The following is a 16263-nucleotide window of genomic DNA, read 5'->3' as shown; positions in this document are numbered from 1 at the left end:
GCAAACGACCCCCCAGAGAGGCAGCCACCACACGTGACTACCCCCTCGACGCCCGATGTCCCCGAACCGGCGCCGGATACCGAACGCCCCCTCACGATCGTCATGGGCTGCGACACGTTCGCGCCCGACGTGAACGGTGCCGCGCGTTTCGCCGAGCGTCTCGCTGCCGGTCTCACGAGCCGCGGTCACGATGTCCATGTCGTCGCCCCCGGCCTCAAGTACCGCACGTACCCGCCCGCGACCGAGATCATCGAGGGCGTGCCGGTCACGGTGCACCGCCTGCCGGCCGTGCGCTGGAAGCCGCACGACTGGCTCCGTTTCGTCTGGCCGTGGCGCTCCAAGCACTACGCCCGACAGGTGCTCGACAGCGTGAAGCCCGACGTCGTGCACATCCAGTCCCACATCGTCATCGGTCGCGGGCTCGCACGCGAGGCGCGAAAGCGCGGCATCCCGGTCGTCGCCACCAACCACGTCATGGCCGAGAACATCCTCGATTTCACGACGTTGCCGCCCGTGCTCGACAAGATCTTCGTCAAGCTCGCGTGGGACGATGCCTCGCGCACCTTCGACATGGCTCGTGCGGTGACCACTCCCACGCGCCGCGCGGCAGACTTCCTCGAGGCGACGATCGACATCCACGGCGTGATCCCGATCAGCTGCGGCATCGACGCCTCGGGGTACACGGCGGATCTGTCGCCGCGCGACGGCAACCGCATCCTGTTCGTCGGACGCCTCACCACCGAGAAGCACGTCGACACCCTGCTGCAGGCCGTGACCAAGCTCGACCCGGCGCTCGAGGCCACCGTCGAGATCGTCGGCGGCGGCGACCAGCGCAGATCGCTGGACGCGCTCGTGCAACAGCTCGGGCTCACCGATCGTGTGACGTTCCACGGTCGGGTGGAGGAGGAGGAGCTGCGCCGCATCCTCACCCGTGCGTCCGTCTTCGCGATGCCCTCGATCGCCGAGCTGCAGTCCATCGCGACCATGGAGGCGATGGCCTCGGGCCTTCCCGTCGTGGCGGCCGACGCGCTCGCGCTGCCGCACCTCGTCCACGACGGTGAGAACGGCTGGCTCTTCCGGCCGCAGAACGCCGACGACCTCGCCGAGAAGCTCACACGGGTGCTCACCGCGTCCCCCGAGGACTATCGCGCGATGCAGGAGGCCTCGCTGAAGGGCGTCGAGATCCACGACATCGCGCGCACCCTCGACACCTTCGAGAAGCTGTACCGGGGCCAGCCGGTCGCGCCGTGACGGCCGCCGCGCCGCTTCGGCTGTTCTTCGACGCGCGGTACATCCGCACGGACTTCCACGACGGCATCAGCCGCTACTCCGCAGAGCTTGCGGCCGCGGTGTCGGCGGCCGCGCCGGATGCGGGCGTCGAGGTCACCTTCCTCGTGCACGACGCGCGGCAGATCGCGCTGCTCCCGGACGCGGCACAGACCCTCGCGATCCATGCGCCGACCTCGTGGCGTGAACCCTTCACGGCGCGGCTGCTCAACCGCTTCGCGCCCGATGTCGTCTTCTCCCCGATGCAGACGATCGGCACGGCCGGGCGTCGCTACCGTGTCATCCTCACGTTGCACGACACGATCTACTACCGCCACCGCACGCCGCCGAAGGATCTGCCTGCCCCCGTGCGGCTCGGGTGGCGACTGTTCCACCTCAGCTACCTTCCGCAGCGGCTGACGCTCAACGCGGCGGATGTGGTCGCCACGGTCAGCGAGACGAGCAAGCGGCAGTTCGCGGCCGTGAACCTCACCTCGCGCCCCGTGGTCGTCATCCCCAACGCCCCGCAGCGCCTGGCCGATCGCCTCGATGGCGCGGTGGTGGACGCAAGCGGGCCCGTGCGCAACGTCGTCTACATGGGCTCGTTCATGCCGTACAAGAACGTCGCGAACCTCGTGCGCGCCATGGCAGGGCTTCCCGGCCGCACCCTGCACCTGCTCAGCCGCATCTCGACCGAGCGTCGTGCCGAGCTCGAGACGATCACCCCCGCCGGCGCCGACATCGTGTTCCACAACGGGGTGAGCGATGAGGAGTACGCGCGTCTGCTCGCCGACCGCGCGGTGCTCGCGACCACCAGCCTCGACGAGGGGTACGGCCTGCCCATCGCCGAGGCGCTCGAGCTGGGCGTTCCCGCCGTCGTCACCGACCTCGAGATCTTCCGCGAGGTCGCCGGAGACGGCGCCCTGTACGTCGATCCTCACGATCCGCAAGCGTTCGCCGCGGCCGTCGTGAAGCTGGACGATCCCGCCGTGCGCGCCGCCACCATCGCCGCCGGGCGTGAGCACGTGGCGCGGTTCTCGTGGGAGCGCTCGGCCCGCATCCTGCTCGACACCGTGCGCGCGATGGCGCCGCATCGCCGCGCCCCGCGGCCCTGACGCCGCATCCGCGCGCGAACCTCCTCGTCTCCCTCCGAACCTCCTCGCCCTGCACCTCGGGTCCCTCGAACGGTTGCGGCCGGCCTCCGTTCGTGTTCGAGGGACGCAACGTGCGGCGTTTCGGGCGGTGGTGCCGCAACGAGAGCCGACGAGCGGGTCGGCACGGACGGCGACCGGCCCGGGTTCACGCCGGGGCGTGAGAACCAACGTGTTCGAGGGACGCGGGATGCGGTGTTTCGGGCGTCGGGGCCGCAACACGGGTCCCTTGAACAGGAGTTGCGGGGGCGATGGGGCCGGCGTGCGCGGCGGGCGTCGCCGGCGCAACAAGGGTCCCTCCAACGGATGTCGGGGCCACAAGAGTGGCAGGGGCCGCAGGGGCGGCAGGGGCCGCAGGGATAGCGGGGGCGACGGGGTCGTCGCGGTCGGGGAGCCGGCTCCAGTCGGTGCGCACCGGGCCGTAACCGTCTCGCGCGACGGCGATGACGGTGGCGGCGATGGCCACGATCGAGAGGATGCCGAGGACGATGAGTGCGATCATGGCAGAAAAGCTACGTGTTGTGCGATCGTGCCACGACTGGCAGGATTGCCCATAAGCGCGTTAATCCTGCCAACCCGGGAGAGTCCATGAGAACCGTTGCCGTCGTCGTCCAGCACGGGTTCACCCCGTTCGAGTTCGGTCTGGCATGCGAGGCGTTCGGCATCGATCGCACCGACGACGGCATCCCGATGTTCGACTTCCGCGTCTGCGCCATCGAGCCGGGTGCGATCATGTCGAACCTCGGCTTCTCGATCAACGTCGAGCACGACCTCTCCTTCGCCGACGAGGCCGATCTCGTCGTCGTCACTCCTGTCCCGCGCGAGACCTGGGGCACGATCGACGCGCGGCTCGCCGCCGTGCTGCGCCGGGCCGAGCGCCGCGACGCGTGGCTGCTGAGCGTGTGCAGCGGCTCGTTCGTGCTCGCGGCATCCGGTGTGCTCGACGGGCGCCGTGCCACGACGCACTGGAAGTACACCGACCGGATGTCCCAGATGTACCCGAGCCTCGACATCGACCCGGACGTGCTCTACGTGCAGGACGGAAAGGTCATCACGAGCGCGGGAACGGCGGCTGGGCTGGATGCGTGCCTCCACCTGCTTCGCCAAGAGCTCGGTGCGGAGGCGACCAACACGATCGCGCGCCGCATGGTCGTGGCCCCGCAGCGTGAGGGCGGACAGGCCCAGTTCATCTCGCGTCCGCTCGCGCAGACGGCGTCGCTCTCGCTCGCACCGGTGACGGAGTGGATGGTGCAGAACCTGCGCCAGGAGCTGTCGGTCGAGCAGCTGGCGGCCAAGGCGCACATGTCCCCGCGCACCTTCGCGCGTCGCTTCAAAGCCGACCTGGGGGCCACCCCTGCGTCCTGGCTGGCGCGGCAGCGCGTGCTGCACGCGCAGCGGCTGCTCGAGCAGACCGATTACGGACTGGATCGGATCGCCGCGGAGTGCGGGTTCGGCTCCGCGGCCGTGCTGCGGCAGAACTTCACGCGCGTGCTGTCGACGACGCCGACCGCCTACCGTGCCCGGTTCGCCTGTCCGGTCGATGAGGCGGTCGCCGCCGTCGCGTGACCGCTGCGCTCAGTTGACCAGGCGCAGGATGCTGCGGTTGCGGTACAGCTCGCCCTTGGCGGCAGCGCGCGCGCCGATCACGGCGAAGACGACGCCGACGATCCACACGAGACCGCCCACGGGGACGTTGATGACGAACGCCAGGATGCCGGCCGCGACGATCCCGAGCAAGACCGTGATCTGCAGGTTGAGCGCCTCCTTGGCCTGCTCGTAGAGATTCGAGCCCGTGCCGCGCTGCACGAGGAAGACGACGAGGCTCGGTACGAACGAGAACAGGATGCCGCCCAGGTGCGTCAGCACGGCGGGGGTGTTCGAGGCGGAGCCGGTCTCGGCGGTGGGCTGGGGCGTGGAGGTCATGGGGGGATGTTCCTCTCGGAAGGGGGTTACGGGGCGCCCGACGGGTAGCGGGCCGACGCGAGAGTACGGTCCCGCCGGCTGGTCGGGGGCGCATCGCTGAGTGATCGTCACCTCCGACCCCGTGGGATTGACGTCCGCGGTGTCGGAGCGCGAGCATCGGAAGCGGATGGGACCGCCCATCGTCGTGATCGCGCACCACCGCGGCGAAGGGAGAAGACCCGTATGCCCCACAGCCTGAGCCGGCCGACGCCGGTCACCCGCCTGCGGCGGCTTCCCGTGCAGGAGCGCTCGAACGAGCGGGTGGAGGGCTTGCTGCGCGCCGCCGCATCCGTCGTCGACCGGGTGGGATCGATCGAGCTCACGCCCGCCCTCGTCGCGGAGGAGGCGCACACCTCGGTCGGCACCGTCTACCGCTACTTCCCGGACGCGAAGGCCGTCATCGTCGCGCTCGGTGAACGCAACTTCCAGCTGCTTCGGCGCCTCATCGCCATAGCGCTCGCGCAGCCGCACACGGACGGGCAGAGCGTGTTCCACGCGCTCGTGCGGTCGCTTCTCACGGCCTACCGCACCATCCCGTCGTTCCGGGCCATCCGCACCGCGGGATGGCTGCTCGTGGACATCCCGGCCCGGGCCGCGCCCGCCGACCTCACGATCCTCGACGACGTCGTGGCCGCACTCGAGCGCCAGGACACCGTGCCGCTGACGCCCCACGCGCGCGCGGCGCTCGGTCGCGCGTTCGTGGTGGTCGACGCCTTGGTGCTCGCGGCGTTCCAGCGAGACGCGGCGGGCGACCCGGAGACGCTGCACCTGGCCGTGCGGCTCGGGATGCGGGAGGCGGCGGCAGCCTTCGCTCAGGCGGAGGGCTCGGAGGGCGCGGACGCGGCCCCGCTCGCCGCGGACTGAGCGCCGACCCCGGTTCGCCGCAGCCGCCCCGCCAGGGCCACGCCGCCGATCGCGCACACCACGGGGGCGGCGATCGAGAGGGCGAGAGTGAGCACCTGCGCGGGGAACGTGAGTGCCGGCAGCACCCCGGTCGCGACCGACACGACGATACTCGCGAGCCCCGCGACGCCGCCGCCGCACACGTGCAACGCGAGCGTCCAGCGACGATAGCGCGTCAACAGGAACGGCACCTCGCAGGCCGCGGCCCACCACAGCGTCGCCAGGATGACGGAGGCACCCTGGGGGCTGAAAGGCGTCATGGCCACGCCCGCGATCAGGCCCGTGAGAACGCCGACGCCCGGGCTGCGCAGCAGCGCCAGCGCGAGTGTCGCAGGGACCGCCCAGAGCCCGGCGAGGAGGTACGCCGATGGTGGGAAGACCGGGATCAAGAGCTTGGCGGTGAGGTTCGCGACCGTCAAGAGCACGGCACCGGCCGCCGCGATCGCTGCGCAGCTGAGGAGTACGCGGGTCGTCAGGGGGGTGGGCGAGGCTCGGCGGATCACCGCAGCACCGTAGCCGTTTCGCCGGCGGGTTCGACGGCTTCGTGACGAACGCTCATCTGCGGTGCCCTCTGGTGCCCGACGACCCTCGGTGATAAACTTGAGCCTGTGAGACTCAAGTTTGAGTCCCGGAGATTTCAGGAGAACACATGAACGCCACGCAACAGCCCGGGCAGGAGGAGTCGCAAAGCGCCCTCGAGCAGTTCGGCATCAACCTCACCGAGCGCGCCCGGCAGGGCAAGCTCGACCCCGTCATCGGGCGCGACAGCGAGATCCGCCGGGTCAGTCAGGTGCTGACCCGGCGCACGAAGAACAACCCCGTCCTCATCGGCGAGCCCGGCGTCGGAAAGACCGCCGTGGTCGAGGGGCTCGCGCAGCGCATCGTCGCCGGCGACGTCGCGGAGAGCCTCAAGAACAAGGAGCTCGTCTCCCTCGACATCTCGGCGCTCGTCGCCGGCGCCATGTACCGCGGCCAGTTCGAGGAGCGCCTCAAGAGCGTGCTCAAGGAGATCACCGAGTCCGACGGTCGCATCATCACCTTCATCGACGAGCTGCACGTGCTCATGGGCGCGGGCGGTGGTGAGGGCTCGGTCGCCGCATCCAACATGCTCAAGCCCATGCTCGCGCGCGGCGAGCTGCGCCTGATCGGCGCGACGACCCTCGACGAGTATCGCGAGTTCATCGAGAAGGATGCGGCCCTCGAACGTCGTTTCCAGCAGGTGTACGTGGGCGAGCCCACGGTCGAGGACACCGTCGCGATCCTGCGCGGACTCAAGGAGCGCTACGAGGCCCACCACAAGGTGGCCATCGCGGACGGCGCGCTGGTCGCTGCCGCCGCGCTGTCGAACCGCTACATCCCCTCGCGGCAGCTGCCCGACAAGGCGATCGACCTGATCGACGAGGCCGCTTCGCGCCTGCGCATGGAGATCGACTCCGCGCCGCTGGAGATCGACGAGCTGCGTCGCCACGTCGACCGCCTGAAGCTCGAGGAGCTGGCGCTCAAGAAGGAGAAGGACGCGGCCTCGAAGGAGCGCCTCGAAAAGCTCCGGGAGGACCTCCGCGTCGAGCAGGAGCGCCTCGGCGAACTTCAGGCGCGATGGGAGCACGAGCGCGCCTCGCTCAACCGCGTCGGTGAGCTCAAGACCCGACTGGATGCGGCACGCATCGATGCCGAGCGCGCGCAGCGCGAGGGCAACCTCGAGCGTGCGTCCCGGCTGCTGTACGCGGAGATCCCCGCGCTCGAGCGCGAGCTCGGCGTGGCCGAACAGGCCGAGTCGACCGGCGACAGGATGGTGAACGATCAGGTCACCGACGAGGACATCGCCTCGGTGATCGCGGCGTGGACCGGCATCCCGGTGGGGCGTCTGCTGCAGGGCGAGAGCGAGAAGCTCGTGCATCTGGAGGCGGAGCTGGGCAAGCGTCTCATCGGTCAGAAGGAGGCCGTGAAGGCGGTCTCGGATGCGGTGCGCCGCTCGCGTGCGGGCATCAGTGACCCGAACCGGCCCACAGGCTCGTTCCTGTTCCTCGGCCCCACGGGCGTCGGCAAGACCGAGCTCGCGAAGGCGCTCGCGGAGTTCCTCTTCGACGACGAGCACGCCATGGTGCGCATCGACATGTCGGAGTACGGCGAGAAGCACTCGGTCTCGCGCCTCGTCGGTGCCCCTCCCGGCTACATCGGCTACGAGCAGGGCGGTCAGCTGACCGAGGCCGTGCGTCGTCGTCCCTACTCGGTCGTGCTGCTCGACGAGGTCGAGAAGGCGCATCCGGAGGTCTTCGACGTGCTGCTGCAGGTCATGGACGACGGACGCCTCACCGACGGTCAGGGGCGCACGGTCGACTTCCGCAACGTCATCCTGATCCTCACCTCGAACCTCGGCTCGCCGATCCTCATCGACCCGATGCTGACGCTCGAGCAGAAGCGCGAGCAGGTGCAGGTGCTGCTGCGGCAGGCCTTCCGTCCCGAGTTCCTCAACCGCCTCGACGACATCGTGATGTTCCAGGCGCTGAGCCAGGACGATCTCGCACAGATCGTGGAGCTGTCGGTGGATGCGCTGCAGCGCCGCCTGAAGGACCGCCGGCTCACGCTCGCGGTCACCCCGGACGCCCGCGCCTGGCTCGCGGAGCGCGGCTACGACCCCGTGTTCGGCGCCCGGCCGCTGCGCCGGCTCATCCAGTCCGAGATCCAGGACCGCCTCGCCATGGCGATCCTCTCGGGCGGCGTGCACGACGGCAACGTCGTGCGGGTGGATGTCGCCGCAGACGGCTCGCAGCTCGTGCTGACGAGCGCGGGTTCGGCCGCATCCGAGTCCGCTCCGAGCGATGACGACGTCATCGAGGCCGAGCTGCTCGACGACTGATCGACGAACGAGAGGCCCCGCATCCCGACGGATGCGGGGCCTCTCGTTCATGCTCAGAGGATGCCGGCGAAGGCCCAGACGCCCGTGACGATGAGCGTCGCGATGGTGGTCCACATCGTGATGGCGATGGCCTGCCACACCAGGATCCGGCCCTTGGCGACACCGGCGCCGGCGAGCATCGCGGAGGTGAGCTGCGTCGGGAGCAGGAGCGGCCCGAGCAGGCTCACGCCCGGAACGCCGTATCGCACGAAAGCGCGCTGGAACTTCTCGCGGCGCGGCGAGGTCTCGGCGACCGCGCCGCCGGCGGTGGCTACGCGCCCGGAGGTGACGGCGGATCGGACGCCCGCCCCCACCAGCACCACGATCGCCACGCAGACGAAGTTGCCGACGGCGGCGGCGATGGCGGCGACGATCGGGTGGATGCCGCCGACGATGCCGATGACGGCCGCGCCCTCGCCTTCGACGAACGGCACGGCGCCCGCGAGTGCGACGATGAACGGCTGCACCAGCTCGGGGACGGTGGCGATGAGGTTCTGGAATCCTGCGATGAGATCGTGCATGTCGGCTCCGTCGGGGTGGCGTGCTCGGTCGGGGGAACATTCCCATCCCACCCGCCACCGCCCGTCGCCGGCAGTGCCGCCTCGTCACCTCCGCCGAGGAGGAAAGGGCGGGTCGGCCGTGACTTTTGTCATGCCCGTAGCCTGGTCGGCGTGAGTGCTTCATCGTCCCTGGCCGCCGCCGAGCCCTCCGTCGGTCGTGGCGTGCGCGCGACATGGTGGTACACGTTCTCGTCCGCCGTGTTCTTCGCCGTCGGCACCCTGACGGTCTGGGCCATTCCGACGTGGGTCACAGCGTCCGCCCCGGAGCTGATCGTGTTCGTGGCCGCATCCGTCGCCTGGCTCGTGGCGTTCGTCATGACAGGTATGGACTACTTCCGGGCGGATGCAGCGGGAGGCCGCCGGTGGGTGCGCTTCGCCGCGTTCGCCCTGGGCGCTGCGGCGGCCATCGCGATCGGGTCCGCGACCGGCAGCATCACGCTGGCGCTGGCCCTGGTGGGAGCGCTCGTGTGCACCCTGCCGTGGCCGAGGGGCGTGCGGGCCCGGGTCACGGGGCTCGTCACCGTCGTGCTCGCCGCCGTCGCGGTGATCGAGTACCTGCGTGCCGTCGAGGGCGAGGCGACCCTCGTCTACGGCCCGATCTTCGTGCTCTTCATGTTCCCCGTGGCGTTGCCGATCACTGTCGTCAGCATGCTCTGGTGGTGGGACATCGTGCGAGAGCTCGACCGGGCCCGCCTCACCGAGGCGAACCTCGCGGCGACCCAGGAACGGCTGCGTCTGGCGAGCGACGTGCACGACCTGCAGGGCCACCATCTGCAGGTCGTCGCGCTGCAGCTCGAGCTCGCCGAGCGGCTGAGCGCCGATCCGCCGGCCGCCCTCGCGCACATCCGTGCCGCGCGCCGCGAGGTGGACGAGGCACGTGTGGGCACCCGGGCGCTCGCCGCGCGCTTCCGCGGCGTCCCGCTCCCCGACGAGCTGGCCAATGCCGCCGACCTCCTGCGTGCGGCGGGGCTCGACGTCGAGCTCGCCGTGAGCCCGGATGCGGCCGGCGCGCCGAGCGACACGCTCGGCCCCGTCGTGCGCGAGAGCACGACCAACATCCTCAAGCACGGCGGTGGATGCTTCGTCCGGCTCTCGCTGGAGCGAGACGCCGGCGGCTGGCGGTACCGGGCGGAGAACGACCGCGGCGGTGCGGCCGCAGGCAAGGGGGCGGGGATCGACGGCATGGCGGCGCGTCTCGCCGAGGCCGGCGGAGCGCTCGTGACCGAGCTCGAGGGCGACGTGTTCGTCCTGGACGCGCGCGTGCCGGCGGGGGTGAGCGCATGATCCGGGTGCTCATCGCCGACGACGAGGACATGATCCGCACTGCGCTCGCCGCGCTGCTGCGACTGGAGCAGGACATCGACGTGGTCGGCGAATGCGTCGACGGAGAGCAGGCGGTCGCGGCGGCACTCCGGCTGCAGCCGGACGTCTGCCTCTTCGACGTCGAGATGCCGGGCCTGGACGGCATCGATGCGGCCGCGCGGGTGCGCAGGCAGACGCGCTCGCGCATCGTCGCGGTGACCCGGCACGCGCGCCCGGGCGTTCTGCGGCGCGCACTGCAGGCGGGCGTCGACGGGTTCCTGCCGAAGTCCCGGCCGGCGCAGGACGTCGCCGACGTCATCCGCCAGGTCGCCGCGGGGCGCCGGTACGTCGACCCGGAGATCGCCGCCGACGCGCTCGCCGACGAGCGCAGCCCCCTCACCGACCGGGAGCTCGACGTGCTTCGCGCCGGCGCCCAGGGGCAGACGGTCGCCACCATCGCCCGCACTCTGCACCTCTCGCCCGGTACCGTGCGCAACCATGTCTCGTCGATCCTGGGCAAGCTGCACCTCGAGACGCGTCAGCAGGCGCTGCTGCGCGCACAGGAGCGCGGCTGGATCTGAGGCGCCGTCTGCGCCGCATCCCTCATCAGGAGATCGCCACGGTGCAGGACGATCCCTCACGAATCGTCCTGCGGGAGGGAGATCTCCTGACGGGGCGTGGGGGCGTCGCGGCTACGCTCGACGGGTGACGGATGTGGCCGAGGCGTACGACCGGCGGTCCGCCGAGTACGCGCGGGTGCTGGGGACGATGGCCGCCGTGCACCCTTCCGACCGCCGGTTGGTCGAGACCTGGGCCGATGGCATCCGCGGACCGGTCCTGGATGCCGGATGCGGACCGGGCCACTGGAGCGCGCACCTCGCCGAGCGCGGCCTCGACGTGCGGGGCATCGACCTGACGCCGGAGTTCGTTCAGGCGGCCCGAGCGAGCCACCCCGGCATCCGGTTCGATCTCGGCACGATAGACGCGATCGACGAACCGGATGCGGCGCTGGGCGGCATCCTCGCGTGGTTCTCGACGATCCACCACGCGCCGCCGGTGATCGACGTGCCGTTGGCGGAGTTCGCGCGGGTGCTGCGCCCGGGCGGCGCGCTCGTGCTCGGATTCTTCGACGCGGACGCGGTCGAGCCGTTCGATCACGCCGTCGTCGGGGCGTGGCGCTGGCCCGCTGCGGAGCTGGAGCGACGCCTCGAGCGGGCGGGGTTCGAGATCCGGGAGACGCACCGACGCGCGACCCGGGGCGAACGCCCGGTCGGCGCGATCGTGTGCCGTCGGGCGGATGCGGTGTAGACAGGAGAGATGTCATCGCCTCAGTCGCTCGACGACGCCGACCGTCGCCTGGTCGCGGCCTGGGCGGCGGAGTGCGCCCAGCGCGTGCTCGCCCTGTTCGAGGCGGAGGCGCCCGATGACGACCGGCCCCGTGACGCCATCGCACGTGCCCGTGCGTACGCCCGCGGCGAGCTGGATGCGGCGGGAGAGATCAAGCGGCGGTTCGTCGCCGGCCGGGCCGCGCACGCGGTGACCGGTGCCGCGGCGATCGCGGCCGCCCGTTCCGCAGCGCAGGCGGCCGGCGTCGCGCACATGGGGGCGCATGCACTGGGTGCGGCCGCCTACGCCGCGGTGGCGGCGGATGCGGCGGCGCCGGGCACCTTCGACGGCGAGATCGACGGGCAGCTCGCCCTTCTCACCCCCGACGCGCGCGCGGCCCTGCGCCTGCTGCCGCCGGTCGGTCGCGACGCATCGGGGCCGTTGGTCGCGGGCGGACTCCTCGCGCGGGGCCGCCTGGGCGAAGCGATCGCCCGCATCCAGGCGCGGGTCACCGAGACCTGATGAGCGGCGCGTCGTCGTCAACCCGTGGGGTGACACGGATGCGGCGGCTTACGGTCGGAGCATGACCCGTGCCCTGGCGAGTGTGCGCGCCCTGTGGGCGTCCACGCATCCGGGCCCCGCGCTGGTCGTCACGGTGCTCACCCTGGCGCTCGGTGTCTCGGCAGGACTCGACGCATCGCGCATCGCGCTGCTGACGGTCGCCGTCTTCGCGGGACAGGTCTCGATCGGCCTGTCCAACGATGCGATCGACGCCGGCCGCGACCGCGCCGTGGGCCGCACCGACAAGCCGCTCGCGCGCGGCGATGTGAGCCTGCGCATCGCCTGGGCGGTCGCGGCAGCATCCGTCGTCGGCGCGCTCCTGCTGTCCGCGCCGCTCGGATGGGGGTTGCTGGCCGCCCAGGCGGTGACGATCGCTTCCGCGTGGCTGTACAACGCGCCGCTGAAGGCGACGCCGGTCTCGATCCTGCCGTTCCTCGTGAGCTTCGGCCTGCTGCCCTCTCTCGCGACGCTGTCGGCCGCGGAGCCCGCGCTCGCGGCTCCGTGGGCGAGCGCCGCCGGAGCGTCGCTGGGGGCTGCGGTGCACCTGGCCAACGTGCTGCCGGATCTCGACGACGATCAGCGCACCGGCATCCGCGGGCTGCCGCATCGCATCGGCGCGCGCTGGTCGGGCGCGCTGGCGGGCGTCGGAATCATCGGCGGGGCGGTGGCCGTCCGGTTCGGGCCGGCGAGGGACGCGGTGCCGATCGTCTCGTGGGTCTTCTTCGCGGCCGTGGTCGGCGTGGCGCTCGTCGCCGTGGGGTGCGCGTGGGCGCGTCGCCCCGGGCGCATCGTGTTCCGCCTCGTGATGGGCGCGGCGCTCCTGCTCGCCGTGCAACTCGTGGCGACCGGCGGCTCGCTCACCGCCTGAGGGGTGCTACCGCGCGCACTCGCGCGACTCGTCCGTGATGATCCAGGACGCGGCGTCGCGGTGCATCACGACCGTGCCGCAATCGCCGGACGCGCCGTAGGTGACGAACAGCGTGGCGTCGGTGGCCGTCTCGGATTGCACCTGCACGTCGACGTCGGCGCTCTGGCCGGTTGCCCGGTAGAGCTCCGAGGTCGCCTGGATCATCTCCTCGCAGGTGGTGAGAGCGAGTCCGTTCTGGTTCAGCTCGGCGAGCATGCGCTCCGCCAGAGCGGCGACAGCGTCGCGCACGCCGCCGCGGGATCGGGGGTCCGGGTCGCGTCGAACCACGCGCGGAAGCTCTCGACGGGCCCGTCGGCGGTGTCGTCGGATGCCGCGGGCACGGGTGTCGTCGAGGGTGCCTGCGTGGCGATCGGGCTCGACGACCCGGCTGGCTCCTCCGGCGCCGCGGTGCACGCCGTCAGCACGAGCGCCGCCGCGGCCAGGGTCATCGCGCCGAGGATTCGGAACCGTCGCATGCTCACGGATGAATGCTGTCAGATCGGCGCGCGCGGTGCTCGGGCCTGTGGGCAACCTCAGCGGGCGTCGGCGTCGAAGCCCATCGCGTAGGCGCGCGTGAGGACGGCCCCGGCAGGGCCTCGCAGCAGCATCCCGAGCGCCGCACCGCGGATGCGGTGGGTCGTCGCGCCGGCCGGGCGCCCGAGCGCGGTGTTCACGCTCGCCATTGCGGCCGCGATCCGCGCGGAGCGTACGCGGCGACGCTCCCATCGGTCGAGCGCGGGGGAGGCGAGTGAGCCGGTACGGATCCCCTCCGCGACGAGCGGGGCGAGCGTCGCCGCATCCAGCAGTCCGAGGTTCATGCCCTGCCCGCCGATCGGGCTCACCTCGTGCGCCGCGTCGCCCACGACCACGAGACCGCCCCGGCGCAGCCGCGGAGCGACGAGGCGTCGCACCCGGAAGGCGGTGACGACCTCCATCCGGTCGGCCGCCTCCTCTTCGCCGCGCTCGCGCAGCGCGCGCCGCATCCGCTCGTATCGGGCATCGGGCTCGTCCGGGCCGCCTTCGGCGTCGTGCAGCACGAAGCGGCGTGCGGAGCCGGGCAGCGGAAAGGACTCCATGACGCCGGCGGCGTCGAGCCGGATCACCGCCACCGGGTCGGACACGCCCACCGCCGTGTCGGTCATGAGATAGCGGTCGCGGTACTCGTGCGCCCGCAGCGCGGCGGGGCGGTACGCGAGCGCCCTGCCGCCCCAGCCGCCGGCCACGATGACGACACGCGCGGTGAGGTCGCGTCCCTCGGCCGTGCGCACCCGCATCCGGTCGCCCTCGCTCTGCACGGCGGTCACCGTGACGCCGCGCTCGATGGGCCCCGCCAGATCGGCGAGCACACCCTCGGTCAGGCGCTGCGGAAGGGTCGCGACGAAAGGGAAGCGGACGGACAGGCGACGGAAGTCGACCGCGCCGACGAGCCGGCCGTCGGTGCGCGCCTCGCCCCGCTCGACGCGCACCGCATCCTCGAGCAGGCGCTCCGTCGCGCCCGACGCTTCGAGCGCGGCGAGCGTCGGCGGATGAATGCCGATCGCCCGCGTGCCGCCGCCGGGGCCGGGACGCTTCTCGAGCGTGGTGACATCGGCGCCGAGGCGACGCAGTTCCGCGGTGAGCAGCAGCCCGACCGGCCCCGCGCCGACGACGATGACCTCAGGCATGGGGGTCCTTCACGGCAAGTACGCGGAAGCGGGCGGAGCGCTCCACCCGCCATCCTTCCGGCAGGCGCGACGCAAGTTCGGCCGCCTGATAGCTGCGCCGGATGGAGCGGAGTCCGTCGGTGCGCAGGAAGGTGCCGGGAGCCAGCGGCAGGATGCCGACGCCGTAGAGCGCGTATGCCAGGCGCCCGCGCTCGATGTCGCCGTGCAGGACGACACCGGTCGAGAGCGCGGCGGAGTCGTCGACGAACGCGGCGAGCTCCGCCGCATCCAGGTGATGCAGCACGTGGTTCGACAGCACCGCGTCGAAGCGCTCCCCGCTCTCGCGCAGGGAGTGCGAGCCGGTGCAGAGGAAGGACACATCGGATGCGGCGCGCGAGGCCGCGGCCTCGATGGCCCGCGGGTCGGGGTCGGCGCCGACCCAGTGCACCTGCAGCCCGTCGGCGCGGGCGAGTGCGGCGAGGTGCGCCGCCACATCCCCACCGCCGCATCCCAGATCCAGCACGCGCGCCGGGCGTCCGAGGCCGGACAGGTACGGACGGAGCGTCCGCCGGTAGACGCCGGTCCATCCCGCGACCAGCCGGTTCACGAGACCGAAGCGGCGGTAGGTCGCCGCGAGCAGCCGCGGGTCGCAGTCCGGGTCGTCCATCAGCTCACGGAGAGAGACATCGCGTTCCGCGAGATTCACGCGTCGCCTCGCACGAGCAGACGCCCGGACTCGACCGTGAGGCCGGGGCCGAAGGCCAGAAGTCCCAGAGTCGTGCCGTCGGTGAGGGCGGGGTCGCGCCGCATCCGGTCGAGGATGAACAGCACGGTCGCGCTGGACATGTTGCCGAACGCGCGCAGCACCTCGCGTGACGGGGCCATCTGCTCCTCGGTGAGTCCGAGCCCGTTGGCCACCCGATCCAGCACGCTTCGCCCGCCCGGGTGGATCGCCCAGGCGGTGGCGCCGTCGAGGTAGGCGACCGCGCCGGCGACCTCGCGCCCCACGATGCGGGGCACCTCGGCGGTGAGCGTCATCTCGAAGCCGTGGTCGCCGATGGTCCATACCATGTCGTGCTCGCCGTCGTCGCTGAGCGCGGTGCGGAACTCGTCCAGCTCGAACCGGCGACCCGCGTGCTCTCGCGAGGTCACGACGGCGGCCGCGGCACCGTCGGCGAAGAGGGATGCGGCGACGATCTGCTCCGGGTCGTCGCTGACGCGCAGGTGCAGGGAGCACAGCTCGGCGCACACGACGAGCACGACGGCGCCCGGCTGTGCGACGGCGATGCGGTGGGCCGCGCGCAGCGCCGGCACGGCCGCCGCGCAGCCGACGAACCCGTGGTGGTAGCGCTCGGTCTCCGGGCGCAGACCCAGGTCGCGCACGAGAAGCATGTCGGGGCCGGGGGCGAACAGCCCGGTGCAGCTGACGGTGATGACGTGCGACACGTCCCCGGCTGCGACTCCGGCATCGGCCAGGGCAGCTCTGGCCGCCCGTGCGAACAGATCGGGCACGAGCCGGCGGAACTCGGCGTTGCGCGCGGAGGTGCCGGGGTCCAGAAGCAGGTCGCCCTCGCGCACCACGAGAGCCTCGGGCGGGGCGTCGCCGGTGAGGGACGCCAGCACCGTGTGGCGCGTCTCGATGGCCGCCGCGTCGAACGCGGCGCCGAGGATCCGTTGCGCGCGGCGGTCGAGACCGGGCTGCGCGAGGAAGAGGTCGCGGATCTGCGACTGGGTGAGCCGGGTGTCCGGCACGGCCGTGCCGACTCCGACGATGCTCGGGACCATG

19 protein-coding genes are annotated in these 16263 nt (G+C 71.9%); 10 read left to right on the top strand and 9 right to left on the bottom strand.

Translation table 11 applies throughout. The features are described 5' to 3' along the window. Nucleotides 1–33 precede the first annotated feature (33 nt). Complete coding sequence (locus QE374_RS08360) at nucleotides 34–1251, top strand: glycosyltransferase (protein ID WP_309733901.1); 1218 nt, start codon at nucleotides 34–36, stop codon at nucleotides 1249–1251. Then, on the top strand, nucleotides 1248–2381 hold the full coding sequence (locus QE374_RS08355; protein ID WP_309733900.1) for a glycosyltransferase family 1 protein: 1134 nt from the start codon (nucleotides 1248–1250) through the stop codon (nucleotides 2379–2381). The genes QE374_RS08360 and QE374_RS08355 overlap by 4 nt, the downstream gene beginning before the upstream one ends. A gap of 184 nt (nucleotides 2382–2565) precedes the next feature. Here the strand turns inward: QE374_RS08355 and QE374_RS08350 are convergent, their stop codons facing one another. Continuing rightward, a complete protein-coding gene (locus QE374_RS08350) occupies nucleotides 2566–2919 on the bottom strand; it encodes a hypothetical protein (protein WP_309733898.1) in 354 nt (117 codons plus the stop codon). 86 nt (nucleotides 2920–3005) lie between these two features. Between QE374_RS08350 and QE374_RS08345 the strand changes: the two genes are divergently transcribed. Continuing rightward, a complete protein-coding gene (locus QE374_RS08345; protein ID WP_309733896.1) occupies nucleotides 3006–3983 on the top strand; it encodes a helix-turn-helix domain-containing protein in 978 nt (325 codons plus the stop codon). Nucleotides 3984–3992: 9 nt separating this feature from the next. On the opposite strand, the gene QE374_RS08340 is transcribed toward QE374_RS08345, so the two are convergent. After that, nucleotides 3993–4340, bottom strand: a complete 348-nt coding sequence (locus QE374_RS08340; protein WP_309733895.1) for a DUF4870 domain-containing protein — start codon at nucleotides 4338–4340, stop codon at nucleotides 3993–3995. Between the two features lie 222 nt (nucleotides 4341–4562). Between QE374_RS08340 and QE374_RS08335 the strand changes: the two genes are divergently transcribed. Next, on the top strand, nucleotides 4563–5243 hold the full coding sequence (locus tag QE374_RS08335; protein ID WP_309733893.1) for a TetR/AcrR family transcriptional regulator: 681 nt from the start codon (nucleotides 4563–4565) through the stop codon (nucleotides 5241–5243). Here QE374_RS08335 and QE374_RS08330 read toward each other — a convergent pair. Further along, complete coding sequence (locus QE374_RS08330) at nucleotides 5192–5785, bottom strand: ECF transporter S component (protein WP_309733891.1); 594 nt, start codon at nucleotides 5783–5785, stop codon at nucleotides 5192–5194. The two genes, QE374_RS08335 and QE374_RS08330, sit on opposite strands and share 52 nt — an antisense overlap. Before the next feature lie 146 nt (nucleotides 5786–5931). On the opposite strand from QE374_RS08330, the gene QE374_RS08325 reads away from it, so the two are divergent. After that, a complete protein-coding gene (locus QE374_RS08325; RefSeq protein ID WP_309733888.1) occupies nucleotides 5932–8139 on the top strand; it encodes an AAA family ATPase in 2208 nt (735 codons plus the stop codon). Between the two features lie 53 nt (nucleotides 8140–8192). Here the strand turns inward: QE374_RS08325 and QE374_RS08320 are convergent, their stop codons facing one another. Continuing rightward, the gene (locus tag QE374_RS08320) at nucleotides 8193–8699 is read right to left on the bottom strand and encodes a small multidrug efflux protein (protein WP_309733887.1); all 507 of its coding nucleotides are present in this window, start codon (nucleotides 8697–8699) and stop codon (nucleotides 8193–8195) included. A 150-nt stretch (nucleotides 8700–8849) separates the two neighbouring features. Between QE374_RS08320 and QE374_RS08315 the strand changes: the two genes are divergently transcribed. From QE374_RS08315 to QE374_RS08295, 5 genes are all read left to right on the top strand, one after another. Next, nucleotides 8850–10022, top strand: coding sequence for a histidine kinase (locus QE374_RS08315; RefSeq protein ID WP_309733885.1), 1173 nt, complete (start codon nucleotides 8850–8852; stop codon nucleotides 10020–10022). Continuing rightward, on the top strand, nucleotides 10019–10621 hold the full coding sequence (locus tag QE374_RS08310) for a response regulator transcription factor (protein WP_309733882.1): 603 nt from the start codon (nucleotides 10019–10021) through the stop codon (nucleotides 10619–10621). Before QE374_RS08315 ends, QE374_RS08310 begins: the two co-directional genes overlap by 4 nt. 124 nt (nucleotides 10622–10745) lie before the next feature. Then, nucleotides 10746–11348, top strand: a complete 603-nt coding sequence (locus QE374_RS08305) for a methyltransferase domain-containing protein (protein ID WP_309733880.1) — start codon at nucleotides 10746–10748, stop codon at nucleotides 11346–11348. A gap of 9 nt (nucleotides 11349–11357) precedes the next feature. Continuing rightward, the gene (locus tag QE374_RS08300; RefSeq protein WP_309733878.1) at nucleotides 11358–11888 is read left to right on the top strand and encodes a putative immunity protein; all 531 of its coding nucleotides are present in this window, start codon (nucleotides 11358–11360) and stop codon (nucleotides 11886–11888) included. A gap of 61 nt (nucleotides 11889–11949) precedes the next feature. Next, nucleotides 11950–12795, top strand: coding sequence for a UbiA family prenyltransferase (locus tag QE374_RS08295; protein ID WP_309733877.1), 846 nt, complete (start codon nucleotides 11950–11952; stop codon nucleotides 12793–12795). A 6-nt stretch (nucleotides 12796–12801) separates the two neighbouring features. Here QE374_RS08295 and QE374_RS08290 read toward each other — a convergent pair whose 3' ends face one another. The 5 genes from QE374_RS08290 to QE374_RS08270 are packed head-to-tail and all read right to left on the bottom strand — an operon-like array spanning nucleotide 12802 to nucleotide 16262. Further along, nucleotides 12802–13050, bottom strand: a complete 249-nt coding sequence (locus QE374_RS08290; RefSeq protein WP_309733875.1) for a hypothetical protein — start codon at nucleotides 13048–13050, stop codon at nucleotides 12802–12804. Then, nucleotides 13035–13316, bottom strand: a complete 282-nt coding sequence (locus tag QE374_RS08285) for a hypothetical protein (protein WP_309733873.1) — start codon at nucleotides 13314–13316, stop codon at nucleotides 13035–13037. Before QE374_RS08285 ends, QE374_RS08290 begins: the two co-directional genes overlap by 16 nt. A 51-nt stretch (nucleotides 13317–13367) precedes the next feature. Continuing rightward, entirely contained in the window at nucleotides 13368–14498 is a 1131-nt protein-coding gene (locus tag QE374_RS08280) for an NAD(P)/FAD-dependent oxidoreductase (RefSeq protein ID WP_309733872.1), read from the bottom strand. Next, nucleotides 14491–15183, bottom strand: a complete 693-nt coding sequence (locus QE374_RS08275; protein WP_309733871.1) for a methyltransferase domain-containing protein — start codon at nucleotides 15181–15183, stop codon at nucleotides 14491–14493. Before QE374_RS08275 ends, QE374_RS08280 begins: the two co-directional genes overlap by 8 nt. Beyond that, complete coding sequence (locus tag QE374_RS08270) at nucleotides 15180–16262, bottom strand: type III polyketide synthase (protein WP_309733870.1); 1083 nt, start codon at nucleotides 16260–16262, stop codon at nucleotides 15180–15182. The genes QE374_RS08275 and QE374_RS08270 overlap by 4 nt, the downstream gene beginning before the upstream one ends. Nucleotide 16263 lies beyond the last annotated feature (1 nt).

This window comes from Microbacterium sp. SORGH_AS_0428 (assembly GCF_031453615.1).
Classification (GTDB): domain Bacteria; phylum Actinomycetota; class Actinomycetes; order Actinomycetales; family Microbacteriaceae; genus Microbacterium.
Note: the sequence above shows the minus strand (reverse complement) of the source record. Positions and strands in the feature narration are given on the sequence as shown.

What these genes read in the sequence shown, in the direction of transcription:
- QE374_RS08270 (WP_309733870.1), bottom strand. Translation starts at nt 16,262, where the DNA reads ATGGTCCCGAGCATCGTCGGAGTCGGCACGGCCGTGCCGGACACCCGG.
- QE374_RS08300 (WP_309733878.1), top strand. Translation starts at nt 11,358, where the DNA reads ATGTCATCGCCTCAGTCGCTCGACGACGCCGACCGTCGCCTGGTCGCG.
- QE374_RS08310 (WP_309733882.1), top strand. Translation starts at nt 10,019, where the DNA reads ATGATCCGGGTGCTCATCGCCGACGACGAGGACATGATCCGCACTGCG.
- QE374_RS08290 (WP_309733875.1), bottom strand. Translation starts at nt 13,050, where the DNA reads ATGCTCGCCGAGCTGAACCAGAACGGACTCGCTCTCACCACCTGCGAG.
- QE374_RS08345 (WP_309733896.1), top strand. Translation starts at nt 3,006, where the DNA reads ATGAGAACCGTTGCCGTCGTCGTCCAGCACGGGTTCACCCCGTTCGAG.
- QE374_RS08340 (WP_309733895.1), bottom strand. Translation starts at nt 4,340, where the DNA reads ATGACCTCCACGCCCCAGCCCACCGCCGAGACCGGCTCCGCCTCGAAC.
- QE374_RS08295 (WP_309733877.1), top strand. Translation starts at nt 11,950, where the DNA reads ATGACCCGTGCCCTGGCGAGTGTGCGCGCCCTGTGGGCGTCCACGCAT.
- QE374_RS08335 (WP_309733893.1), top strand. Translation starts at nt 4,563, where the DNA reads ATGCCCCACAGCCTGAGCCGGCCGACGCCGGTCACCCGCCTGCGGCGG.
- QE374_RS08320 (WP_309733887.1), bottom strand. Translation starts at nt 8,699, where the DNA reads ATGCACGATCTCATCGCAGGATTCCAGAACCTCATCGCCACCGTCCCC.
- QE374_RS08280 (WP_309733872.1), bottom strand. Translation starts at nt 14,498, where the DNA reads ATGCCTGAGGTCATCGTCGTCGGCGCGGGGCCGGTCGGGCTGCTGCTC.
- QE374_RS08325 (WP_309733888.1), top strand. Translation starts at nt 5,932, where the DNA reads ATGAACGCCACGCAACAGCCCGGGCAGGAGGAGTCGCAAAGCGCCCTC.
- QE374_RS08350 (WP_309733898.1), bottom strand. Translation starts at nt 2,919, where the DNA reads ATGATCGCACTCATCGTCCTCGGCATCCTCTCGATCGTGGCCATCGCC.